At 69.9% G+C, this 22,841-nt stretch carries 18 protein-coding genes and 2 pseudogenes; 9 read left to right on the top strand and 11 right to left on the bottom strand.

Annotation, left to right across the window (positions count from 1 at the left end; all coding sequences use genetic code 11):
* Positions 1-126 precede the first annotated feature (126 nt).
* The 3 genes from FB471_RS24645 to FB471_RS24635 are packed head-to-tail and all read right to left on the bottom strand — an operon-like array spanning position 127 to position 3,465.
* Complete coding sequence (locus FB471_RS24645) at positions 127-1,326, bottom strand: FAD-dependent monooxygenase (protein WP_142000729.1); 1,200 nt, start codon at positions 1,324-1,326, stop codon at positions 127-129.
* Complete coding sequence (locus FB471_RS24640) at positions 1,326-2,900, bottom strand: class I adenylate-forming enzyme family protein (RefSeq protein ID WP_142000728.1); 1,575 nt, start codon at positions 2,898-2,900, stop codon at positions 1,326-1,328. The genes FB471_RS24645 and FB471_RS24640 overlap by 1 nt, the downstream gene beginning before the upstream one ends.
* Before the next feature lie 4 nt (positions 2,901-2,904).
* On the bottom strand, positions 2,905-3,465 hold the full coding sequence (locus tag FB471_RS24635; RefSeq protein WP_142000727.1) for an SRPBCC family protein: 561 nt from the start codon (positions 3,463-3,465) through the stop codon (positions 2,905-2,907).
* A 157-nt stretch (positions 3,466-3,622) separates the two neighbouring features.
* Here FB471_RS24635 and FB471_RS24630 point away from each other — a divergent pair, with 157 nt between their 5' ends.
* Entirely contained in the window at positions 3,623-4,618 is a 996-nt protein-coding gene (locus FB471_RS24630) for an NADPH:quinone reductase (protein WP_142000726.1), read from the top strand.
* Positions 4,619-4,647: 29 nt separating this feature from the next.
* Positions 4,648-5,460, top strand: a complete 813-nt coding sequence (locus FB471_RS24625; protein ID WP_142000725.1) for an SDR family oxidoreductase — start codon at positions 4,648-4,650, stop codon at positions 5,458-5,460.
* A 62-nt stretch (positions 5,461-5,522) separates the two neighbouring features.
* On the opposite strand, the gene FB471_RS24620 is transcribed toward FB471_RS24625, so the two are convergent.
* Entirely contained in the window at positions 5,523-6,764 is a 1,242-nt protein-coding gene (locus FB471_RS24620; protein WP_211358132.1) for a cytochrome P450 family protein, read from the bottom strand.
* Between the two features lie 244 nt (positions 6,765-7,008).
* Between FB471_RS24620 and FB471_RS24615 the strand changes: the two genes are divergently transcribed.
* The 4 genes from FB471_RS24615 (at position 7,009) to FB471_RS24600 (ending at position 11,041) form a co-directional block, all read left to right on the top strand.
* Positions 7,009-8,541 carry an MFS transporter gene (locus FB471_RS24615; protein WP_142000724.1) on the top strand — a complete coding sequence of 511 codons (1,533 nt, stop codon included), beginning with the start codon at positions 7,009-7,011 and terminating at the stop codon, positions 8,539-8,541.
* A gap of 275 nt (positions 8,542-8,816) precedes the next feature.
* Complete coding sequence (locus tag FB471_RS24610; protein ID WP_142000723.1) at positions 8,817-9,422, top strand: response regulator transcription factor; 606 nt, start codon at positions 8,817-8,819, stop codon at positions 9,420-9,422.
* Between the two features lie 184 nt (positions 9,423-9,606).
* The gene (locus tag FB471_RS24605; protein WP_142000722.1) at positions 9,607-10,377 is read left to right on the top strand and encodes an AfsR/SARP family transcriptional regulator; all 771 of its coding nucleotides are present in this window, start codon (positions 9,607-9,609) and stop codon (positions 10,375-10,377) included.
* A 58-nt stretch (positions 10,378-10,435) separates the two neighbouring features.
* Positions 10,436-11,041, top strand: coding sequence for a response regulator transcription factor (locus FB471_RS24600; protein ID WP_142000721.1), 606 nt, complete (start codon positions 10,436-10,438; stop codon positions 11,039-11,041).
* A 17-nt stretch (positions 11,042-11,058) separates the two neighbouring features.
* On the opposite strand, the gene FB471_RS24595 is transcribed toward FB471_RS24600, so the two are convergent.
* From FB471_RS24595 to FB471_RS34245, 4 genes are all read right to left on the bottom strand, one after another.
* Positions 11,059-13,362: a sensor histidine kinase gene (locus tag FB471_RS24595; protein WP_142000720.1), complete on the bottom strand. Its 2,304-nt coding sequence runs from the start codon at positions 13,360-13,362 to the stop codon at positions 11,059-11,061.
* 68 nt (positions 13,363-13,430) lie between these two features.
* On the bottom strand, positions 13,431-14,090 hold the full coding sequence (locus FB471_RS24590; protein WP_142000719.1) for a hypothetical protein: 660 nt from the start codon (positions 14,088-14,090) through the stop codon (positions 13,431-13,433).
* A 43-nt stretch (positions 14,091-14,133) separates the two neighbouring features.
* Entirely contained in the window at positions 14,134-16,374 is a 2,241-nt protein-coding gene (locus tag FB471_RS24585) for a TOMM precursor leader peptide-binding protein (protein ID WP_142000718.1), read from the bottom strand.
* A 23-nt stretch (positions 16,375-16,397) separates the two neighbouring features.
* The gene (locus tag FB471_RS34245) at positions 16,398-16,565 is read right to left on the bottom strand and encodes a hypothetical protein (protein WP_170220921.1); all 168 of its coding nucleotides are present in this window, start codon (positions 16,563-16,565) and stop codon (positions 16,398-16,400) included.
* A gap of 222 nt (positions 16,566-16,787) precedes the next feature.
* On the opposite strand from FB471_RS34245, the gene FB471_RS24580 reads away from it, so the two are divergent.
* From FB471_RS24580 to FB471_RS35990, 3 genes and pseudogenes are all read left to right on the top strand, one after another.
* Positions 16,788-17,573: an AfsR/SARP family transcriptional regulator gene (locus FB471_RS24580; protein WP_142000717.1), complete on the top strand. Its 786-nt coding sequence runs from the start codon at positions 16,788-16,790 to the stop codon at positions 17,571-17,573.
* Between the two features lie 138 nt (positions 17,574-17,711).
* Entirely contained in the window at positions 17,712-18,368 is a 657-nt protein-coding gene (locus FB471_RS24575) for a maleylpyruvate isomerase N-terminal domain-containing protein (protein WP_142000716.1), read from the top strand.
* A 165-nt stretch (positions 18,369-18,533) separates the two neighbouring features.
* Positions 18,534-18,710, top strand: a pseudogene (locus FB471_RS35990) (hypothetical protein); the annotation flags it as partial.
* A 94-nt stretch (positions 18,711-18,804) separates the two neighbouring features.
* Here the strand turns inward: FB471_RS35990 and FB471_RS24565 are convergent.
* The 3 genes and pseudogenes from FB471_RS24565 to FB471_RS24555 all read right to left on the bottom strand — a co-directional run bounded on the left by FB471_RS24565 (position 18,805) and on the right by FB471_RS24555 (position 22,644).
* A pseudogene (locus FB471_RS24565) lies at positions 18,805-19,634 on the bottom strand (prolyl oligopeptidase family serine peptidase).
* Between the two features lie 114 nt (positions 19,635-19,748).
* The gene (locus FB471_RS24560; RefSeq protein WP_142000714.1) at positions 19,749-20,288 is read right to left on the bottom strand and encodes a putative immunity protein; all 540 of its coding nucleotides are present in this window, start codon (positions 20,286-20,288) and stop codon (positions 19,749-19,751) included.
* A gap of 55 nt (positions 20,289-20,343) precedes the next feature.
* Positions 20,344-22,644: a non-ribosomal peptide synthetase gene (locus FB471_RS24555; protein ID WP_211358131.1), complete on the bottom strand. Its 2,301-nt coding sequence runs from the start codon at positions 22,642-22,644 to the stop codon at positions 20,344-20,346.
* Positions 22,645-22,841 lie beyond the last annotated feature (197 nt).

Below are 22,841 nucleotides of genomic sequence, written 5' to 3'. Positions count from 1 at the left end.
CGGGACGCCCCGCACGACCCAGCGCATGGCCACCAGAACACGCGCCCCGCCGCCCCGACAGCGGGGCCTCCGGCCAAAGGCGCGCTCCGCGGTCACCGTGACTACCGCGAGTTGACACAAGGGGTGTCATGCCGCCACCTCCTTGCCCGGCTGGGCGACCCGGAAACCGTGCATCCAGGCGACGTGGTCCCGCAGCTGTTCGGGCGACAGCGCGGCCAGCATCGCGTTGCGCGCCGTGGCGGCGGCCCCCGCGGGATGCCACAGCCGGGTGCTGTCCCGTGCGATGCGCTGGATCCGCGCGGTGCGCTCGCGGCGCAGGCGCACATAGGCGGTCAGGCGCCCCGGGATGGCGGAGTTCGTGGTTCCCTCGAGCAACGCGCCGAGCACCACGGCGTCCTCCAGTGCCTGGCACGCGCCCTGCGCCGCGTAGTGCAGCATCGGGTGCGCGGCGTCGCCGAGCAACGCCACCCTTCCTTCCGTCCACTGTAGAACAGGGTCGCGGTCCACGAGCATCCAGGTTTTCCAGTCGTCGCCGAGTTCGAGCAGCTCCCGCGGCGCGGCGCCCAGTGCGGTGAACTCCCGCCGCACCCTTTCCTTGCGCACCGGCACGCCGGCGAAGGCCTCGGTGGAACCGTCGTCGCTGCTCGCCGCCAGGTTGAGGTACCGGCCGCCCGCGATCGGGTAGTGCACGAAATGGCAGCCGGGACCGGCCCACCAGACGACGGATCGCGCGAACCGCAGGCGGTCCGGCACGCGTTCCATCGGGATGACCGCGCGGTACACCGTGATACCCGACACGCGCGGCTCGCCGTCCGCCACGAGCTGGCGACGGATCGCCGAGTGAATTCCGTCCGCCCCGATCACCGCGGCGCCGGTGATCCGCCTGCCGTCCGCGAGCGCCACGGTGGCGCCACGCTCATCCTGCTCGTACCCGGTCACCGTGGCACCCGCGACCAGATCCACGGACTCGGCCGCGAGGCAGGCGTCCAGCAACACCTGATGCAGCTCCGCGCGGTGCACGACCACATAGGGGCCCGCGAAGCGGCGCCGGTAGTCCGCGGTGAGCTCGAGGCTGGTCACATGCTCCCCGGTCACCCCGTCCATGAACCGTAACTCGTCCATGTGCACCGCGGACCCGCGCACCTCGGCACCGACGCCCAGCGCGTCCAGTGCGTCCAAACCGTTGGGGGCCAACTGTATTCCGGCGCCGATCTCGGCGAACCGGTCGGCGCGTTCCAGCACCACCGCGCGATGCCCGCCCGCGGCAACGGCCAGCGCGGTCGCCAGCCCACCGATCCCGCCGCCGGCGATGACGATCACGGCCATCAGGCGGCCCCCCGGCTTCCGGAAGCGAGCAGGCGCGCCAGCTCCAATCGCTTGATCTTGGTGGTCGCGGTCTGCGGCAGGTCCTCGATGCGCCATTGCACCGGCTCGGCCATCGGCGGGAGGTTCGCCGCCGCGGCTCGCCACTCCCCCGGGTCCAGCGGCCGGTTGTTCCGGGTGCAGACGACCGGGACGGGCGCGCCCCCGGCGCTGGGCACGATGACGACCTCCGCGAGATCGGGCAGCTTCCCGAAGAGGGTGTCCTCCGCGGCCAGGGTCGAGCCGAAGCCGTCGATCAGGTCGACCTCGCGGTCGAGCAGGTGCACGCAGCCCCATTTGCCGCGGAAGCCGACATCGCCCATCCGCCACCAGCCACCATCGGAGACCTGCGCGTCATAGCGTTGCCGCTCGCCGAGGTAGGTGACGATCCGACCGTCGCTGCGGACCTCGATGTAGCCGGGGTTGTCCGGTGAGGGAGGCAGCCCGTTGCGGCTCACCACCCGGACGTCGGTCATACCGGGGAAGGGGATGCCGACGCAGCGACCGTTCTCGTCCGACACCCGGCCCGGGGTGAACGCCTTCACCACGACCGGGCCGACCTCGCTCTGCCCGTACAGCTGCCCGAAGACCGGCGACCTGCGGCGGGTGGCGGCCAGCAGTTTCCGCACCGTCCTCGGGTGAATCGCGTCGAAGGTGGAGCTGAACAGCTTGACCCGGGCCAGCGGTTCTCGCGGATCGTCGGCCAGTTCCTCCCACTCCATGAAGGTGTTCGGGTGGGCCTCGAGCACCCCGGGACGCAGCCGGGCGAACAGGTCGGCTGCCCGCCGCGGATCGGAGTCGGCCAGCACCACGATCGGGAAACCACGCAGCAGCGAGATGGCGAGCGCGGTCATCAGCCGGGAGTGCACGAAGGAGACGTGGATCGCGACGGTCTCCCGGCCGCGCAGTACCGGGGTGATCGCGGCCCGCTGCGGCCGGTAGCGCGCCTGCAGGGTACGGCTGGTGTGCACGGCGAGCTTCGGGATTCCGGTCGTGCCCGAGGTGTGCGTGACCAGCGCCGGGTGGTCGGGCGGCATGGTCACGGCGGGCACCCGTTCCGCCCCGGCCAGGCTCGCCAGCTCGATGGCGCCCTCGTGCCGGCCGGAGGTCAGCAGCACCCGTTCCGCCCGCTCGAAGATCGAGCCCGGAAGCCGGGCCAGCTTCGCGCCGTCGGTGACCAGGAACGGTCGGTCGGTGCGACGCACCAGCTCGCCGACGGTGTCGCCGTCCAGCTTGGGCGAGAGCAACACGGGCACGGCACCGATCCGGGCGGCCGCGCAGGCCAGCAGGGTGATGTCGAAGCCGTTGGACTTGTGCACCACCATCCGGTCGCCCGGCCGCACCCGCGCGGCCCACAGCCGGGCGGCAAGGTCGTCGACAAGGTCGGCGACCTCCGCGATCGTGGCGCGGCGTCCGAGGTCGGGTGCGAGGTCCAGATCGTGGTCGAGAACCAGCACGTTGGTCGGGTGCTTGGCTGCGGCGCGTTCGAAGAGTGTTCCCAGCCGGATGCCGCGGTTGCCCAAGCGTTGCAGAAACATGGGGCTAGCCCTTCTCCTCGGTGGACCGGTTCTCGATGACGTGCTTGATCCGCTCGAGCGTGACCGCGAGATCGGCGGCGAGCTTCTCGCCCCACTCGGCGAAGAAGGCCGACTTTCCCGCCTCGTCCATCTCCGCGGTGATCCCGCGGATGCCCTCGGTGGGCGAGCCCATGCGGAACCGGTGTGTCAGCACGCTGCCGCCGTCGCGGGCCTCGATGTCGTAGGCCCACACACTGTCCTGCTTCTCGCCGGAGTGGGTGCGCATGGACCACTGGAAGGTGCGGCCGGGTTCGGCCGCGACGACCTCGGACTCGGTGAACCAGGTGCCACGCACGACCGGGGCCCACGCGACCACGTCCGTGCCGCGCAGGTTCTCGCCGCGGAAGACCGCGCCCACCGTTCCCGGCTCGCCGGAGACCCAGGAGCCGCCGACACATTCCGGGCTCCACTCGCCACTGCGGGCCAGGTCGCCGACGACGGCGTACACCTCGGCGGGCGGGGCGGCAACGTGTATCTCGGCGGAAAGTCGGAACAGTGGCGCATTCTCAACGGATGTCTTCGCCATGGACTCATTCCCCTTTTCCGGTGACAGGACGATTCCTGACCACGGTACGGTCGGAACCGCGGGAACGGCGACGGATCCGCGATAAGAATGTCTTCTCGGAATGCGAATCCCGGGCGACTAAAGGTCGGCTCGAGCGGAGGGTGACACGCTGGCGGACATGCTGGCCGCATACATCGAACGCCTCGGCACCCCGGAGGAGATCCGTGTCGGAGAACTCGCCGATCCGCGCCCCGGGCCCACCGATGTGCTCGTGGAAGTGCAGGCCACCACGGTCAACCCGGTGGACACCTTCGTGCGCTCCGGCCGGTTCCGCACCCCGGTCCCCTTCCCCTTCGTGATCGGCAGGGACCTCGTCGGGCGGGTGGTGGAAACCGGTCCTGGCGCCCACGGGTTCGCCGCGGGGGACCCGGTGTGGGGCAACAGCCTCGGACACGAGGGCAGGCAGGGCGCTGCGGCCGAGCGCGCGGTCGTCGCGGCCGACCGGCTCTACCGGCTGCCGGAGCGGGTGGACCCCTACGAGGCCGTGGCGGTGGTGCACCCGGCGGCGACGGCCCACCTGGCCCTGTTCACCCACGGCGGGCTACGCGTAGGGGAAACGGTCCTGGTCGCGGGCGCCGCGGGCAACGTCGGCTCCGCACTGGTGACCCTGGCCGTCGAGGCGGGGGCCAGGGTCCTCGCCACCGCCGCGCCCCGGGACGCGGGCTACTGCCGCTCGCTGGGCGCCACCGCCGCCTTCGACTACGCCGATCCGGACCTGACCTCGCGGCTCAGGAAGGCCGCGCCGGACGGCGTGGACCTGCACCTGGACACCTCGGGCGGCAACGATCTCACCGCGGCGGTGGAGGTACTGGCACACCGCGGCCGGATCGTACTGCTGGCGGGCGCCACGACCGCGCCGGTGCTGCCCGCCGGCAGGCTGTACCTGAAGGACGGCTCGGTCCGCGGGTTCGTCATCTCGCACGCCACCTCGGCGGAACTGGCGGCCGCGGCCGTCGCGATCAACCGGCTGCTGCCCGCGGGCAGGCTACGGCCACGCGCGCGGGAGGTCCGGCCGCTTTCCGCGGCGGCCGAGGCGCACCGCGGGCTCGAGGCCGGCGAACTGAGCGGAAAAAGGGTAGTGCTTTCCATCCGTTCGAAATCGAATAATTCGTAGACGATACACGGAAACAAGTGAGGTCGAGCATGCAGAAAATCTGGTTCATCACCGGTTCCTCCCGCGGTTTCGGCCGCCGGTTCGTCGAATCCGCACTGGAGCGCGGGGACAAGGTGGCCGCGACCGCGCGCGATACCGAGACACTCGCCGATCTGGTCGACACCCACGGCGAGGCCATCCTGCCGCTGGCGCTGGACGTCACCGACAAGGCCGCGGTGACCGAGACGGTGAAGCGTGCCGCGGACCACTTCGGGCGCCTGGATGTCGTGGTGAACAACGCGGGCTACGGCCTGTTCGGCGGCATCGAGGAGCTCAGCGAGCGGGACGTCCGGGACCAGTTCGAGACCAACGTGTTCGGTGCGCTGTGGGTGACCCAGGAGGTGCTGCCCTACCTGCGCGAGCAGGGCGGCGGCCACATCGTGCAGATCTCCAGCGCGGGCGGGGTGATGTCCTTCCCGCTGCTGGGTGGCTATCACGCCAGCAAGTGGGCGCTGGAGGGCTTCAGCGAATCGCTGGCCCAGGAGGTCGCCGGCTTCGGCATCAAGGTGACCCTCGTCGAGCCCGGCGGGTTCGCCACCGACTGGGGCGGTGCCTCCGCCACCTGGTCCGCCCCGATCGCCGCCTACGACGGGCTGCGGGCCGGGATGGCCGAGGTCGAGATCCAGCAGTCCGACCCGGCCACCATCGGGCCAGCCCTGCTGCGGATCGTCGACGCGGAGAACCCACCGCTGCGGGTCATTCTCGGTGACCAGCCGAACGAGATGATCAAGCATGTCTACGCCGCCCGGTTGCGGACCTGGGCCGAGTGGGCCGCGCTGCCCACCGAGGCCACGGGAAGCTGACCGGCTGTCCCGAGGCGCGGGCCCGCGAACCGGCCGAGGCCCGCGCCGGGTCGGACGCGCTGTCAGCGAGTCCGGAGCGCGAGCCTGCTCGGGCCGCGCAACATGGCGTTGGGCCGCCACACCACGTCCTCCGCCGGGGCGTCGGCCTCGGGGTCGATCCGCAGTTCGGGGTAACGCTCCAGCAGCGCGCGAACGGCGATGGAAGCCTCCATGCGGGCCAGCGGCGCGCCGATGCAGTGGTGGGCGCCATGGCCGAAGGCGAGGTGCCCCCGGCTCTCGGCGAGCGGGCGACGGATGTCGAACCGGTCGGGATCGGCGAACCGCTCCGGCGCCCGAGCCGCCGAGGCCAGGCTGACCAGCACCGGTTCCCCGGCCGGAATCGTGGCACCTCCGATGGTGAGTGTCTCGGTGGCGAAGCGGAACGCCGAGGCCTGCACGGGCGCGCTGTGCCGCAACGTCTCCTCGATCGCTCCGTCCAGCAAGGACCAGTCGGCACGGAGCGCGGCGAGCTGGTCGGGGTGGCGCAGCAGGGACAGCACGCAGTTGGAGATCAGGCTGGCCGACGTCTCGTGCCCGGCGACGAACAGGAGGAAGACCATCCCGAGCAGTTCCTCGTCGGAAAGCCCGTCCCCGTCCTCGTTCACCCGGATCAACGCGCTGAGCAGATCGTGACCGTCGCGCTTCTTCTTCCGCTCGATGAGGTTCACGAAAAACTCGGTCATCGACCGCATCGCTCGGCCTGCCGACTCCGGGCCGCGCGGTTTGAGCATTTCCTCCGACCACGCGTGGAAGTCCTTGCGGTCCGACCTCGGCACGCCCAGCAACTCGCAGATGACAGCCAGCGGAAGGGGAACGGAGAACGCCTCGACGAGATCGACCACACCCGTCGGCGCGGTGGCGTCGATGGTGTCGATGGCCTCGAGAAATTCCTCCGTGAGCTGCCGGACGCGTGGATACAGTCCCCGCACCCTGCGGGCGGTGAATTCCTTGGCGATGAGCCCGCGCAATCTCCGGTGCTGAAACGCGTCCACCTGGAGCATGTTCACCCCGACGGAGATATTCCCGCTTTCCTGCCGGCGCGCAGAGAAACGCACGTCGCCGCTCAGCCGCTCGTCCACGAGCGCGGCGCGCGCGTGCTCGGTTCCGACGACCAACCAGCACTCGTCGCCGGTCACCGGGAGTCGTACCCGGTGAGCCGGGCCCTGCTCGCGCAGCAAGGCGTACAGCGCGAACGGGTCGGTGGTGATGTCCACGCCCTCCCTCGCGGCCAGTTCCGCAAGGTCCACGGTCACGTCAGCGAGCACGGTAACTCCTCTCCTGGGGCCGACAATTGCGAAACTCAACGTAATATAGTTAACCGGATTACTCTAGTGGTAGTGTGTTTTCCACAAACGTGAAAACAGCTTCAAGCAACCAGGTCCACCTGGCGAAAGTGTGTAGTTCACAGGGTGCGGTATGAATTATTCATACGAAGGACGCTACATTTTCACTTCGGCCTTGATGAGTGACTCACTGTCATTTCTGAACCATGCTCATTAACATCGGCGCATGACCACAACCAACCCTCAGCCGGCGGTGGGTCAGACGGATCGAAGGCGATGGATCGCCCTCGCCATCATGATGGCCGCCGGTTTCATGGACCTACTCGACGTCACGATCGTGAACATCGCCATTCCGTCGATCCGCGGGACGCTGGACGCCTCGGCCAGCCAGATCCAGTGGATCGTCGCCGGCTACGTGCTCGCCTTCGCGGTCGGCCTGATCACCGGCGGCAGGCTCGGCGACATCTACGGCCGCAAGCGGGTCTTCCTGCTCGGTGTCGGGGCCTTCACGCTCGCCTCGGCGCTGTGCGGGCTGGCCACCAGTGCCGAGATGCTGGTCGCGTCGCGCATCCTGCAGGGCGCGGCGGCCGCCGTCATGGTGCCGCAGATCCTGTCGACCGTGCATGCCACGTTCCCGCCACACGAACGCGGCAAGGTATTCGGCATGTGGGGCGCGATCGTCGGACTCGGTGGCCTCACCGGGCCACTGCTGGGCGCCCTGCTCACCGCGTGGAACGTGTTCGACCTGGCCTGGCGGCCGATCTTCCTGATCAACCTGCCGGTCGGCATCGCCGCGCTGGTCCTGGGCGCGAAATACATCACGGAGACCAAGGCGCCGTACCGGCTGCGCCTCGACCTGGTCGGCGTGGTGCTGGGCACGGCCGGCCTGCTGATGCTGCTGTACCCGCTCACCCTTGGTGAGGAGATCGGCTGGCCGACGTGGACGTTCGTGACGATGGCGCTGTCGGTGGTGGTCTTCGTGGGCCTGGTGGCCTACGAGCGCGCGAAGACCCGCAGGGACGGCTCTCCCCTCATCGAACTGTCGCTGTTCTCGGTGAGGAGTTTCTCCGCCGGGATCGTCGTGCAGATCGCCTTCGGCATCGTGAGCGGTATCTTCTTCCTGGTCTGGTCGCTCTACATGCAGGTCGGGCTGGGCTGGAGCGTGCTGAAGGCCGGTTTGACCGGCATCCCGTTCTCGCTCGCCACCGCGGTGCTGGCCGGGGTGTCGGTGGAGAAACTGGTCCCGCGTTTCGGTCGTAAGGTGCTCCAGGCCGGCGCGTTGATCATGGCCGCGGGGATGTTGCTCTACCTCGGCGCCACCGAGCTCTTCGGTCAAGAGATCGCCTCGTGGCACATGTTCCTGCCGCTCATCGTCGTCGGCGCCGGCATGGGCCTGATCGTGGCCCCGCTGGCGAACGCGGTGCTCGGCGACGTGCCGGTGCAGCACTCCGGCTCCGCCTCCGGGCTGATCAGCACCACCCAGCAGCTCGGGATGGCGCTCGGCCTCGGCCTGACCTCGGTGTTCTTCTTCGGCGTGCTGGGTGACCAGCTCACCCCCGCCACGCTGGGACCGGCCTTCGTGGCCGCCTTCCAGAACACCCTGTGGTGGGTGGCCGGCATCCTGGTCGCGACCTTCCTCGTCATGTTCGCGCTCCCGATGCGCGCCATGCCGCAGTGGGTCGCGCCCGAACCCGAGCCCGAGCCCGCGGCGGCACCCGAAGCCGCGGCGAAGGTCGAGGCGGCCACGGAGCCCGTCTGAATTCCGTAACTTGTTCCCGATGCTCGCCCACCCCGCCCACTCCCCCGCGTGGGAAGCGAGCATCGGGAACATCCCCGTACCGAAACAAAGCCACCAATTAGCTTGGCTAAGTAACCTATTTGAACCCCTACTGACAGCTACACTTTGATTACCTCGCCGCGGCGAGATACCGTCGCTCGGGCGACAGGCAGTCGTCCGTTCGGCGCAATTTCTTGTGAGTCTGTGCACGGGATGTAAGAATCAGTAATACGATCGCGGCGACGCATGGGGGCGCGATGATTAAGGTATTACTGGCCGAAGACGTGCAGATGGTACGAGGCGCCCTCGTGGCGCTGCTGGGCCTAGAACACGATATCGACGTCGTCGCGTCCATCGCCAATGGCGACGAAATCGTGCCCGCGGTGAAGGAGAAGGAACCCAACGTCGCGGTGCTCGACATCGACCTTCCCGGCCTCGACGGCCTTTCCGCGGCGGCGCAGATCCACGACGTCGCGCCCGGCACCCGTACCCTCATCCTGACCAGCCTCGGCCGCCCGGGCACACTGCGGCGCGCGCTGGACGCGCGGGTCAACGGCTTCATCCTCAAGGACGCGCCCATCAGCCAACTCACCGAGGCGATCCGAGCCGTCTCGGTGGGCCGCCGGGTGATCGACTCCCAGCTCGCCCTCTCCGCGTGGGACGGCGACCAGTGCCCGCTCACCCCGCGCGAGCTCGAGGTGCTGCGGCTGACCTCGGAGGGCGCGGACGCGATGGAGATCGCCAACACACTGTACCTCTCGGTGGGCACCATCCGTAACTATCTGACCACCGTCACGACCAAGCTCGAGGCCCGCAACCGAATCGACGCGGTGCGGATCGCCAGGAAATCGGGCTGGCTCTGACCGGTATTCTTGGGCAATATCCGCGATGCTCACGTAAAGCGTCACACCGTATACCCCATGAATCTCTCATTCTCGGCCCGGTAGTGCGTCAGCCTCGATTCATGCCGAGATACGTGGCCTCCCGGCCGGCTCTCCGCTGAACTTGAAGGGCGAATCGGAAACCGTAACTGGGGAGGAGCATTCCATGGAGATCAAGGTGCTCGGCACGCTGGACGCGGTGCAGAATGGGGCTTCGATAGCACCGACCGCGAGCAAACCGCGCCAACTACTCGCGTTGCTCGCACTGCAGTCGGGCCACGTCGTGACCGCATCGACGCTGCTCGACGAACTCTGGGGTACGGCCCCGCCGCGGAGCGCGCTGACCACATTGCAGACCTACGTGTGTCACCTCCGCAAGCGCGTCGAGACGGCGGGCCACCCGGCCGTCAAGGACGTGCTGGTCACCACCTACGGCGGCTACCTGTTGAACGTGCAGGAGGTAGCCGTCGATGTGCACAGCTACGAGCACCTGGCGGAACGAGGACATCGCGCGCTCGAGGCGGGCCGGCTCGAGCAGGGCTCCGACCTGTTGCGCTCGGCGCTCGGGGTGTGGCGCGGGCCGGCGCTTTCCGACGTGCGGATCGGGATCCGGCTGGCCATGGAAGTCACCCGATTGGAGGAGAGCAAGCTCGGGGTGCTGGAGGCCCTGATGAACGCCGACCTCCGCCTCGGCCGGCATCAGGTGCTACTCGACGAACTCGCGAAGCTGACCGAGCAACATCCCATGCACGAGAATTTCTGCGCGCAGCGCATGATCGCCCTCTATCGTTGTGGAGAGCGACGGCGCGCACTTGAGGCATATCGCTTGTTGCACGACAATCTGATCGACCGGCTGGGTCTCACCCCTTCCGAACGACTGCGCAGGTTACGACAGGCGATTCTGCATACCGATCCGGGTCTTTCTGTACCTGCTTAGCGGTGAAGGCGGGAGCTGACGCTATGGTGAGCCGAGCAGACGGAGGGGAACGGCGGCGATGATCAGGGTCCTGCTGGCCGAGGACATGCACATGGTCCGTGGTGCGTTGGTCGCCTTGCTCGAGCTCGAGCCCGATATCGAGGTGGTCGCCGAGGTGGAGTCCGGGGACCGCCTTGTCGAGCTGGTCCGGGAGCAGCAGCCCGACGTCGCCGTCATCGATATCGACCTCCCGGTGCTGGACGGGCTTACCGCGGCGGCCACCATCCGAGCCGACCTGCCCGGGGTACATACGCTGATGCTGACGAGCCTGGCCCGCCCCGGCACCCTGCGCCGCGCGCTCGCCGCGGGGGTGGACGGCTTCATTCTCAAGGACGCGCCGCCCGCGAAGCTGGCCGCGGCGATTCGCGACGTCGCCGCGGGCAAGCGCGTGGTGGACAGCCAGATGGCGCTGGCCGCGTGGGATCGGGGCGAATGCCCGCTGACCGAGCGTGAACTCGAGGTGCTTCGCCTTGCCGCCAAGGGAACCGACGTCCCGGAGATCGCGCGGACGTTGTCCCTTTCCCCCGGCACCGTGCGCAACTACCTCACCACCTCGGTGACCAAGCTCGACGCGCGCAACCGGGTCGACGCGATCCGGATCGCCTCCGACGCGGGCTGGTTGTAACGAGAGCGCGGCCAGGGTCAGGCCGACCCCGCGGTACCGGGAACCTCGGCGAGCAACCGGTGCCTGCCCTCGGTGACCCCGGCGCGCAGGGTGCCGCCCACCACGGCCACCCGCGCGGCGAGGTTGCGAATGCCGCTTCCGCCTTCGGTGCACCTGGGTTCGGCACCGGGGACCCCGTCGTTGACGATCTCCATGACCACCCGGTCCCCCTTCCGGCGGAGGGTGATCTCGCAGCACCGCGCGTTGCTGTGCCGCAGCGCGTTGGTCACCCCCTCGCGCAACACGGTCGCCAGGGTGGTCCGCACGTTCGGCGGCAGCGCACACCGTTCCATCCGCACCGTGACCTCGATGTTCGCCGCCGCGAGCAGGTCACGCGCGGATGCCGCCTCCTCGTCGAGCGAGAGCTCCCGGTAGCTGGAGGCCACCGCCCGGACGTCCACGAGCGCCTGCCGGGAGATGTCCAGGATCCCGGACAACTCGTGCTGCGCCCGCTCCGGATCCTTGGCCACCAACCGGTGGGCGAGCTCGCTCTTCAGCGTGATCGCGGACAGGCTGTACCCCAGCAGGTCGTGCAGGTCGCGGGCGAACCGCAGCCGTTCCTTGAACACGACGAGGTCGGCGAGGTCGGACCGCGTGTCGTGCAGCTCCCGCACCATGGCCATCAGCCTGGTCAGTCCGAAAAGGACCAGACCCTGGTTGATGCTGACCAGGAACCCGTACACGATACCGATCGGGTCACCGTCGAGCAGCCAGTGCGCGCCACCGGCCGCCGCCACGAAGGCGAGGAAGACCGGAAGCCCGGCGCGGGCGGGCAGCACCAGCAACGCGGCGCCCGCGGCGAACCCCGGCAGGCCGACATAGGGATCCTCGGCCACGGCGATCGGCAGGAAGGACAGCAGCGCCTGAACGAGCAGGGCGCCGCGGCCGAGCGGCGAGTGCACCGGGGCGTTCGGGCGGCTGAAAAAGCCGACCATCAGGGCCAGCGAGGCCAACACGCACGCCACGGACACGGTGGTGCCGAGCGGGCCGAGGCTCGCCGCGGCGACGAACACCAGCGCGCTGATCGCGTAGCCGGTGAACACCGCGGCGGCGATCACCTGGCCGAGGCGGGGCACCATCGAGGGGCCACGCTCGGTGGTCCGCTGTTCGGGCGCCGGCGCCGGCGCCGTGCCGTCGCCCGCGGCCCGCAACGAGACGCGCAGGCGGAAGGTGTCCCCGGACGCTCCCGCGGACAGCGTTCCGCCGAGCGCCTCGACCCGGGAGGTCAGGTTGCCGATGCCGTTTCCCTGATCCCTGCCCTGGTCCCGGCAGCGGTCCCGGTCGTGGTCGGCGATCGCGCGCACCCCGTCGTTGACGATCTCGACGGACACCGAGTCGCCCTCGCGACTCAGGGTGATCTCGCAGTTCTCCGCCTTGCTGTGCCGCAGCAGGTTGGTGACGGCCTCCCGCAGCACCGTCGCCAGCACCGTGCTGGTCCGCGGGAGCAGGTCACCGGGTTCGCCACGCACCGTGACGAGCACGTCGGCCGCGGTCAGCACGGAACCCGCCGAAGCCAGCTCCTCCTCGAAGGAGAGCTCCCGGTAACTGGACGCGATCGTGCGGACATCGGAGTGGGCCTGCCGGGAGATGTCGAGGATCTCGGCGAGCTCCCTGGTGGCGCGCTCCGGCTGCCGCACGATCAGCCGGTGGGTGAGCTCGGCCTTGAGCGTAATGGCGGAAAGGCTGAACCCGAGCAGGTCGTGCAGGTCCCGCGCGAAGCGCAGGCGTTCCCCGGCCACGGCGAGGTCGGCGAGCTCCGAACGCGCCTCGGCCAGTTCGGCCACCAGCGACCGCAGCCTGGACAGCCCGTACACCACCAGGCCGATCACCATCGTCAGGTTGACCACGTAACCGGTCTCGATGCCGAGACCGCTCAGATCCCACCGGATGGCCCCGCTGACCACCGCGATCCCGGCGAAGGAGAGCCAGCCGGCCAGTGGCCGCAGCACCAGCAACGCATCGCCGGCGACGAAGCCGAGCAGACCCATCCACGCCTCGCCGTAGCTCACGATCGGCGCGAACCCGAGGCCCACCTGCGCGGCGAGCGCCAGGTAGCCGCGGGTGCCGTGCAGCGTGGCGTGCGGGTCGCTGAAGATGCCCAGTTGCAGGTACATCATCGCGGCGAGGGCCGCCGCCGCGGGCAGCACATGGGAGAGGTCCGTACTCTGCGCGAGCACGTACTGGAAGGCGTTCACGACGAAGCCGGTGAACACCACGGCGACCACGACAAGCGCCAGACGCGGTGCGAGCCCGGCTGCTCGCCCCGTGTTGTCGCTGTCCACCGTCGCCACAACCGGCCCCCATGTCGTGCACGGAACTGCGCCGCACTCCGCGCAATGGTAGCCGAATCCTATGTGCCCGATAGGGCATTCGGGGGACCCTCGACCAAAAGAAGGCCGGCTCCGGCGAGGTAGGCGACGACGTCACCGACCACGGGACGACCGACCTGCAGACCGCCCGCGACCTCGGTAATCGTTGTCTCGCCGGACAGCAGGCACTTCGCGATCTCGGTCGCCGGGGAGCGGTGCAGCACCGCCCGGTACGCCACGCCCCGGCACCGGAACACCTGTTCGGCTTCGATGTCCTCGATCGTCGCCCCGGGACGGACCTCGACCACCGCCCGCTCGGCCACCGAAACGCAGTCGAACACGGCATCGGGGACATCGGCGACCAGGGACAGGATCGGCCCGCCGCCGTCGAACAGACCGAGCGAGTTCACCACGCACCCACCCAGCGCGTCCAGGGTGCGCTTCAGCCGGATCCATCGGGGCCCCCGGGTTCCGGTCGCCTGCCACCGGGCGGACTCCTCGGCCAGTGCGGGAATGTTCCCCAACGACACCGGCCCGAGACTCATCCGGTGCAGTGCCTCGCGCACCAGCGGGCTCCGGTCGGTTACCTCGATATCGCCCCAGGGGCCACACACAGTCAACTTGTGCTCGCCTTCGGCAAGCACAACGGCGTCCTCCAACAGCGAGAACAGCGGTCGTCCAAAGGGGACATGGGACGCCATGGCGCTTCTCCAGCTCTGCCAGGGCCGCGCCGACCAGCGCCGGTCACATGAACATCGGCACCGGGTTGAGTTCGTCGAGCGCGGCCGGTCGCTCAATCCGTCCCAGATGTACCGGGACGTCATACAGCCGCCCTGGAGCCAGTCTGGACCAGAAGTGGCGCATCCCCGGCACGATGACCTTGACCACGGCGAGCCCCACATCCGGGCGGGTCTGGTCCAGCACGAGCAGTTCGAGGCCCGCGTCCTCCAGCCGCTCCTGGAGCAGCCGGACATCGGCACGCAGGTCCTTGGTCGGGAGGTATCCCGGCAGCGGGCGCACGGAGCTGGGCAGCAGGTACGGCTGGTTCGCCACCGTCGCGGTGCGCAACCAGCGGCGCAGGTCGACATCCAAGCCGGACCAGTCCCGTTCACGCAGGCCGAGGACCGAGGGCATCGCCTGGTTGAGTTCGGTCAGTGCGCGCCGCACCGCGAGCCGCGGATCGAGATGCGCGCCGAAACCGAACATGATGTCCTCGCGCGGTCCGTCGATCCGCCGAGTGATCGCCACCGCCACCGGCACCGCGAGGTCCGCGGTCAGGTCGAGCACCCACAGCTCGCGGCCCAGTTCCCGGTAGGCCTCGCGGAGCTCGTCGACGAGCGGGTCGCCGAGGGCCGCCAGGTCGAAGCCGGGCATCGGCGTGCGGTTGTACCACCACAGCGCCACCGCGTCCCGTTCGATCACCTCGAGCAAACCCTGCAGCACCGCGTCCTCGCGGCTCGACCCCGCCGCGCACCCGTTCGAGTCCGCCGTGATCGACGCCGGGGCGGGCGCACCGTAGTACAGGGAACCGGTGGGCAGCAGCCGGTGGCACCGCCGGGTCATCGACCACACCGGGGTCCAGTCCAGTTCGGCACCCTCGTCGAAGGGTTCCGGGACATGCTGGAACGAGGCGTGCTCGGCGTTCCACGTGGCGCGGTTCGCGAACTGGTGCGGGTGGTAGAGCTGGAAGGCGTCCGGGTGCACGGCCTCGGCACCGAGGGCGCGGAAGCTGGCCCGCACCGTGGCCTCGTCGCCGTGGTGGGTGCCGCTGTAGCGCTCCAGGGCTTCGCACAGTGCGCTGACCTCGGCATGCAACGGCGTCACACCCTTACCGCCGTTGTCGCAGCGCACGGTGGACCGCAGGCCGTCGATACCGGGGGCGGCCGCCGCGACGTTCGTGCCGGAGCGGTAGGAGTTGAACAGCTCGTGCCCCCGCGTGTCGCGCTGGATGTCCCTGATGACGCCGGTGACCGGGCTGACCAGGTGGCGATAGCGGTCGAGTACCTCCTGTGGCGACGCGGCCCGGTGCCCGCCGCCGTCGACCGACCGCTTCACCCGCGACTCCAGCGTCACCGGGCGCAGCGCCCGCCTGCGGGTGAGGCCCGGGTCTCCGCAGGTCGGGCAGTGCGGCAGGGCCTGCACCCTGTGGTGGCTCACCTTGAGCTCGAAGGTGTCGAACGCCCAGATCTCCCGCTGGCCGCGGTGCCGGTACCCGGCAAGCCACTTGGCCGCCTCCAGCGCGGCCACCTCGCCCGCGCTGGAGGCGACCGGGTGCAGGCCGAGGTCCGGCCGGGCCACCGGACCGGACCGTCCCCTGCTGGCCTGCACATGTGCCTCGGCGGGCCGGTTGGCCGCCAGCCGGGTCGCGAGGCAACGCCAGCAGGCGCCGTTGCCCGGCGTGAAGATCGGTCCGACCCAGACCTGGGCACCGGTGGGTTTGACGAGCAGCCACGGCCTGCCCGCGCGCCGCTGTTCGGCGTCCACCGCCTCCAGCTCGGGGGCGAGGTAGTCGGGGCACACCACCACGGAGAGGTCCGCGGCCGCCCCGGCGGCATCGACCGTCACGTCGAGTTCGGCGCGACGCAGCGCCGAGACGACCCGCTCCGGTGCGGTATCGCCGACCGAGCGCACCCGGACCCGGGCGCCGCGGGTGTCCCGGACGGCCTCCACCGCGTCCAGCCCGGCGGCCTCCCAGTAGGCGAGCGCGGCCGGGTCACCGGGTTCCTCCCCGGCCCGTGTGCCGATCAGGCCGGCGGCGCCGAGCCGGGCCAGCAACCGACCCGCCTGCTCCGGGGGCAGGTCGTCCGGCAGGTCCCGGAACAGGGCGGGCACGTCCCTGCTCCCGTCGAGGAGCGAGGCCAGCAGTTCCACCCGCGGCCCCTGTAGTGCGGTCACCCCACCCTCCGCGAACAGGTAGACCGCCTCCCCGGGAACGATCTCGGGGCGCAGGTGGCGTTTGAACCCGATGCGCTCGTGTGTCTGCATGGCTCGCTCCCCCATCGCACAGGTCAGCCGGCGACCAGCGCGTGCCCCGCGGTCACCGCGCCGCGCGAGCGGCTGCAGTAGCAGAACGCGGCGACGGCGAGGTTCTGGCCGACCGGGCGGTCGAACTCCTCGATCATCAGGTCGGCATCCTCGGCCGGGGCGAACGCGTCGATGGCGTGGCTCTCGAACATGTCTGCACTCCTTGTCGGTTGGTGTCGCAACGCTGGCTGTGATTCTTGATGCGCGGGCAACGGCCCCGGTAGTTACCGCTTAACGCGAGCGACTATGAACTCCTCACACCTCGGGGCGGGGGTAGTTCACCCGAGACTGGTGTTCGACACACTGCCGTTCGCACCCGCCGATGCGGTCAACTTGACCTGCACGCACGGAGCCGAATTCCGGAGGAGGCAGCGATGCAGATCAAGGTCCTCGGGCCGCTGGCAGCCACGATGAACGGCTGCCCGGCGCTGCCGACCGCGGCGAAGCCGCGGCGGATCTTCGCCTTGCTCGCCCTCCGCCCTGGTCAGGTGGTGCCGGTAGGGACGCTGATCGAGGAGCTGTGGGGCGAATGCCCGCCCCGTAGCGCGCGAGCCACGCTGCACACCTACATCATGCAGCTACGCCGCAAGCTCGGCGCACGCGCGAGCGAGGTGCTGGTCACCCAGTTCAACGGCTACCTGCTGAACATCGCGCCCGAACAGGTGGACGTGCACGAGTACGAACGGCTCGCCACGACGGCCCGGAGGGCCGCCGAGGCCGGCGACCACCGATCGGCGGCCCGGCTGCTGAAGGCCGCACTCGAACTGTGGCGCGGCCCCGCCCTGGTCGACATCCCCACCGGTGAGGTGCTGGAGGTCGAGGTCACCAGGCTGGAGGAGAGCAGGCTCAACGTGGTGGAGAACCGCATCGAGACCGAGATGCACCTCGGTAGGCACCACACCCTGCTCAGCGAGCTCGCCATGCTGACCGCCCGCCATCCGATGAACGAGAACCTCTGCGCGCTGTACATGATCTCGTTGTTCCGGTGTGGCAGGCAGTGGCAGGCGCTGGACGCCTTCACCTCGCTGCGGACCACGCTGACCGGCGAACTGGGGGTGGAGCCGTCCACCCGGCTGCGCGATCTGCAGCGGGCGATCCTCACCGCGGACGCCGAACTGGATCGCGCGGAGAACCGGGAGCTGCAACAGATGCTCGGGTAGCGCTGCCGCGGAAGGTGTTCGCCCGAGGTGATGGGTGGCGCACGCTCGGCCGAAGGCCGCAACGTCACGGCATTCTCGCCGTTCGCGGTGGTGGCGAAACCGGTCGCGGCGGCGGGAACGCGCTGCTAGCTTGCGGCTGTGGATCACTTCGCACGCTCGTGGACGGCGTTGCGCACGGCGGTCGCCGAACTCCAGGACGAGGACTTGGCACAGCCGTCCGGCTGTACCGGCTGGCTCGTGCGAGACCTGGTGTGCCACCTGATCATCGACGCTCAGGACGTCCTGATCACCCTCGTGACCCCCGCCGAGGCGGAACCGACCCGGGATGCGCTGACCTACTGGGAAGTCGCCACAACGCCGCCGACCGGTGACGACCCGCTCGGCGCGCTGATCGTCCGGCTGGCCGCCGCCTACGAGGAGCCGTGGCTGCTGAAGTTCCACCTCGACGACGTCGGCTCCGCCGCCGGGCGCGCCGCCGAACTCGCCGACCCCGGACTGCGGGTCGGCACCAAGGACGAGGTGCTCACCGCCGGCAACTACCTCTCCGCGTACGTCCTGGAATGGACCCTGCACCACCTCGACCTGATCGCGCACCTGCCGGGCGCGGCGGCACCGCCCGCCGAGAGCCTCGCCAGGTCCCGCGAGATGCTGGAGAAGATCGCCGGGACGTCGTTCCCCACATCGCTGTCCGACCAGGACGCGCTGCTGATCGGCACCGGGCGACGTGCCCCGACCGACGCGGAGAGGGCGGAACTGGGCGAAGTGGCCATAAGACTCCCGTTCGTCCTCCGCTGATCGACCGGCTGAGCGGAACCTTCGGCGGCCGAAGCGCTTCCATGGCCGCGTGGTTCCGACACGAGTGAAACGACCGAACAATCACTCGATCGTGGTCGAACGGGTGGTCGATGCACGCGGTATCCTGGCTTCGTGACCAGGACTTTCGGTGTTGACACCTCCCGCATGGGCGAGGAGGAACTCCTGGCCGCGCTGGACGAGATCGAACAGCAGCGGCGAGGTCTCTCTGCCCGGGAACTGGCGATCCTGGCCGAACTGGACGGCCGCACCACCGCCGCACGGAAGGGTTACCGCGATGTGGCCGTGCTGGCGCGGGAGATCCTGCGCATCAACCCCCACGACGCGCGGCAACGGGTGGCGCACGCCCGAACAGTGGTGGCCCGGCACGGCCCCACCGGGGTGCCGTTGGAGCCCCTACCGGTGATCCTGATGTCGCTCATGTCGCGGCGAGCTGCCGGAGGAACCACCGGGTCAGGATGTCGTCGACCGCCTTGGCTGTGGGCAGTTGCGGGGCCGGTTCCAGGCCGGGTTCCTCGGCCAGCGGGTGCGGTAGGTCCGGCACGTTCGTCAACTCGACGTCGTCCGGGCGCGCGTACTGCTCGCGCAGCGCGTCGACCAGAGCGGCCGCGTCCTTCCGAAGCGCCGGATGGTCCAGCTCGCCGCTGACGAGGAGCAACGGCGGTTGTGCCGTGACGCCTCCGGCGACGCGGGCGACGAAGTCCAGTTCGTCGGCGGTCTTGCGGGACTCGTCGGTCCACGAATATGCCTGCCCGAATCCGGCCTCGATGAGCCCGACAGCGGACCGCATCCGTACAGCCGGGTTGACCAGTGCGACCGCTTTGATCGGGATCCGCCCCGCGGTCAGCACTTCAGCGCCACGGCTCCGCCGAGCGAACCCCCGAGGACACCGACCGGCGCGTCGTCGACCGGTAGCTGCTCGCGCAGCGCGGCCAGCGCGGCAGGGAACTCGTCGGCGGCCTGGTGGAGGAACGGGGTCAGGTACGCCATCAACGGGTCCTTGCGGATGAGTTCGATGACGGCGTCGACGCGGCCATCAACCATCCGCGCACCGCACATCGGCATGCCAAGGTGCACCCGCCAGGCGGGCACCCCGATCATGGGCAGTGCGGCCGCGAAGGCCGCGTCCGTGCGGGGCGCGTCCAGCATGTGCCAGGTCACGATCAACGGTGCGGGGCCGTCGGTGGTGCCGCTCGGTGGCAGTGCCGTGAACGGTACGCCCGCCGCGGTACCGGTGATGGTTTCCATATGTCTCCTAGGTTTCCGTGGTTACCGGGCCAGCGTAGGCGGCTCGCCGGGCCGCGGATCTGCTTTCCGCCAGCGGCGAACCGCCCGACGATCTTCTGTGGACGCGCCGCCGGATCACCGGAGCGACGCGTCCAACTGACGGACCAGTTCCCCGACCCGCCCACCGCCACGCGGGGCTACCGGGTAGCGCCGCAGTACGTCCACCACGGCGGGAGGCGCAAGCATCCGCGACTGCGCGATATGGTCGGCTCCGGCGGCGGGATCGTCTCCGGCGGAGAGTTCGAGCGCTCGTGCGGCATGAGCGGCCGATCCGAGGATGTGCTTGACCTGAGTAGCCTTCGCCAGGGGGTGGAGGAACGCCGCACCGGCCGCGGCGATGGCCGCGCGCGCGGCGTCGCTCGCCGCGGCCTGCCCCGCATCGCGGGTCACCTGAGCCGCCCGCTGTGCCGCCCACGCGCTGTCCCGGAGCCCCTTGGTCCGCTCACCTCCATCCGCGAACGCCCGCGCGGCGTCGATCGCGGCTCGTGGGCGCCGATCGTCAGGACGTTCACGTTCGAAGATCGCCAACGCGGGCAGCGCGCAGGCCACCGCGTAGCCGGCGACCTCCCGGAGTTCGGACCGGCTGAGTTCGATCGTCGTGGAGCCATCCGCCATGGGGCCATCCTTCCGCATGGGACCCGCGGCCCGCGAAGACCGAATCCGGCCGTCCTCACCTACCGGCAAGTGCGTGCCGTACCAGCGCCGCCATCCGTTCCACGCTCGGCTCGTCGAACAGGTCGCCGAGCTCGAGTTCGATGGCGTAACGGTCCCGCAGTTCCTCGGTCAGCCTGGCCGCGCGCAGGGAGTCGCCGCCCAGTTCGAAGAAGTTGTCCAGGATCCCGACGCCCTCCACCTCGAGCTCGGACTGCCACAGGTCGCGCAGGGTCCGCTCGAGGTCGGTGCGCGGCTCCTGGTACGGGGTGTTCACATCCGGGCGCGACCGCGGCGGTTCGGGCAGTGCGGTGCGGTCGATCTTGCCGTTGGTCGAGGTCGGGAACACCCCGACCACGTAGGAAGCGGGCACCATGAACGCGGGTAGCCGCTGCTGCACCGCGCGCCGGATGTCCGGTACCGCGGGCACCAGGCCCGGGCTCGGCTCAAGGTACGCGGCGAGCTGCGTGTCCCCGTGACCGTCCTGGTGCGCCAGCACGGCGGCCTGCCGGACGCCGGGCTGCGCCGTGAGCACGACCTCGATCTCGCCGAGATGCACGGTGTTGCCCCGCACCTTGATCTGGTTGTCGGTGCGCCCGATGAGCTCGATGCCGCCGTCCGGCCAGTATCGCGCCATATCGCCGGTGCGGTACAGGACCGGGCTGCGGGCGGGGTCGATCGGGTTGGGGATCCAGCGCTGCTCGGTCAGCTCCGGCCGGTTCAGGTATCCCACCGACAGCCCGTCCCCGGAAACGCACAGCTCGCCCGCCACGCCGGGGGGCACCGGCCGCAGTGCGTCGTCCAGCACGTAGGTCTTGACGTTCGCGATCGGCCTGCCGATCGGCGGCAGCCGGAGGGCACGCCCCTGCTCGCCGAGTTCGGCGCCGAGCGAGGTGATGTCGCAGCCCGCCACCGTGGTGGCCTCCGTCGAGCCGTACAGGTTGATCAGCCGGAACGGCAGCCCAGGCGGGGGCCAGGACTGGATTCGCTCCCCGCACACCCGGATGTTGCGCAACGGGGTGTCCGCCGGCCAGTCCAGCCCCCACAGCCGCTCCGCCATCGGCTTCATCAGCAGGGTGCTGTCGATTCGCCTTTCCAGCAACCACTCCTGCAACCGCTGCGGCGAGGCGACCACGGAAATCTCCGGGATGTGCACGGTGGCCCCCGCGGCGAGCACCGGGAAGCACTCGACCTGGATCATGCCGTAGCCGGGCGCCGCCAGCCAGGTGCCGTTGGAGGCGGCGGTCAGCTCGCATACGGCGCGCATGCTGTGGATCAGGTTACGGCAGGAGCCGAAGCGCGCCAGGACGCCCTTGGGCGTACCGGTGGACCCGGACGTGTAGCCGATGTGGATGATGTCGTCCGCGGTCACCGGTTCGGGATCGAAGGTCGTCGGCTCGGTGCGCCAGTCCGTGCCGTCAAGGGAGATCACCTTGCATACACCGTCCACGGCGGACTCATCCGCCCGTGAGGTCAGCACGGCCGCCGCCTCGGCGTCGGTGAGCATGAAGCGCAACCGGTCGGCGGGAAAGTCCGGATCCATCAGGATCACGCCGACCGCCAGCTTGAAGCAGGCGAGCTGCGCGATCAGCGCGTCGGCACCGCGCGGGAAACAGACGCCGACCCGGTCCCGTGGACGTACCCCGAGCTTCGCCAGCCGGTGCGCCAGCTGGTTGGCCGACTCGTCGAGCTCCCGGTAGGTCACCTGGGAATCGGGCAGGGCCACGGCGACCGCTTCGGGCGTGCCGCGGGCGTACTCCGCGACCAGCTCGTGCAGGAACGGCGCCGGGACGGCCTCGTCATTGGCGTTCCATTCGAACAGGGCCCGCCGGGTCTCCGCCGCGTCCAGCAGGGCGATATCGCGCAGCGCGACGGCCGGATCCCCGGCCAGCGCGTGCAGTATCCGTTCCAGGTGCCCGGCGTACTGGGCTGCGGCCTCGGCGGGGAACTCCGCCCGCGCCGTGCGCAGCTCCCACTCCTCGCTCGCGGAAAGGACCAGGACCAGCGCGGGTGGGACCTCGGGGACATCCGCCCCGGCCGGAACGACGATCCCGTGACCGTCCGGTTCCGCGGCCGGCTGTGCCGCCGCGGCCGCGGCCAGCAGCTCACCCACCGTGCCCTCTCCCGGCACCCGCAGTCGGCGGGCGCCGACCGTCACCCCGAGCTCACCGGTGTAGCGGTGGATCAGTGCGGCCAGCGCGGCCACCGCGAACCGCTCGGGCTGCCGCCTGGCCCCTTCCGGGACGTCGATGGTGTTGCGCTGCGACTCGCCGGTTCGCTGCCCGGAGCGCGACCGGGCGAGTGGAAGTGGGGTAGTCACCGGAATCATTCCTCTCGGTTGGGAGGGCTATTCGGAACGACCCAGCGACCGCGGGCCGCCAGGCCCATGGTCACCGCGGCGCGCGGCGCCACCGATCGGGTGGTGGTGGGCGACGGGCGGGAGGTCGTTGCGGTTCACGGCATCGGTGATGCACGTGACGAAACCGAATAACCCGACTTTTGAACAAGAACCCGGGT

It is taken from the genome of Amycolatopsis cihanbeyliensis (genome assembly GCF_006715045.1).
GTDB lineage: Bacteria > Actinomycetota > Actinomycetes > Mycobacteriales > Pseudonocardiaceae > Amycolatopsis > Amycolatopsis cihanbeyliensis.
The sequence above is the reverse complement of the archived record's forward strand: the minus strand, read 5'-3'. Positions and strand labels throughout refer to the sequence as shown.

Excerpts from the sequence above, each read along its gene's own strand:
- FB471_RS24585 (WP_142000718.1), bottom strand. The coding sequence starts at position 16,374 with ATGCAGACACACGAGCGCATCGGGTTCAAACGCCACCTGCGCCCCGAG.
- FB471_RS24635 (WP_142000727.1), bottom strand. The coding sequence starts at position 3,465 with ATGGCGAAGACATCCGTTGAGAATGCGCCACTGTTCCGACTTTCCGCC.
- FB471_RS24615 (WP_142000724.1), top strand. The coding sequence starts at position 7,009 with ATGACCACAACCAACCCTCAGCCGGCGGTGGGTCAGACGGATCGAAGG.
- FB471_RS34245 (WP_170220921.1), bottom strand. The coding sequence starts at position 16,565 with ATGTTCGAGAGCCACGCCATCGACGCGTTCGCCCCGGCCGAGGATGCC.
- FB471_RS24630 (WP_142000726.1), top strand. The coding sequence starts at position 3,623 with ATGCTGGCCGCATACATCGAACGCCTCGGCACCCCGGAGGAGATCCGT.
- FB471_RS24560 (WP_142000714.1), bottom strand. The coding sequence starts at position 20,288 with ATGGCGGATGGCTCCACGACGATCGAACTCAGCCGGTCCGAACTCCGG.
- FB471_RS24600 (WP_142000721.1), top strand. The coding sequence starts at position 10,436 with ATGATCAGGGTCCTGCTGGCCGAGGACATGCACATGGTCCGTGGTGCG.
- FB471_RS24645 (WP_142000729.1), bottom strand. The coding sequence starts at position 1,326 with ATGGCCGTGATCGTCATCGCCGGCGGCGGGATCGGTGGGCTGGCGACC.
- FB471_RS24605 (WP_142000722.1), top strand. The coding sequence starts at position 9,607 with ATGGAGATCAAGGTGCTCGGCACGCTGGACGCGGTGCAGAATGGGGCT.
- FB471_RS24590 (WP_142000719.1), bottom strand. The coding sequence starts at position 14,090 with ATGGCGTCCCATGTCCCCTTTGGACGACCGCTGTTCTCGCTGTTGGAG.
- FB471_RS24610 (WP_142000723.1), top strand. The coding sequence starts at position 8,817 with ATGATTAAGGTATTACTGGCCGAAGACGTGCAGATGGTACGAGGCGCC.
- FB471_RS24640 (WP_142000728.1), bottom strand. The coding sequence starts at position 2,900 with ATGTTTCTGCAACGCTTGGGCAACCGCGGCATCCGGCTGGGAACACTC.
- FB471_RS24625 (WP_142000725.1), top strand. The coding sequence starts at position 4,648 with ATGCAGAAAATCTGGTTCATCACCGGTTCCTCCCGCGGTTTCGGCCGC.
- FB471_RS24580 (WP_142000717.1), top strand. The coding sequence starts at position 16,788 with ATGCAGATCAAGGTCCTCGGGCCGCTGGCAGCCACGATGAACGGCTGC.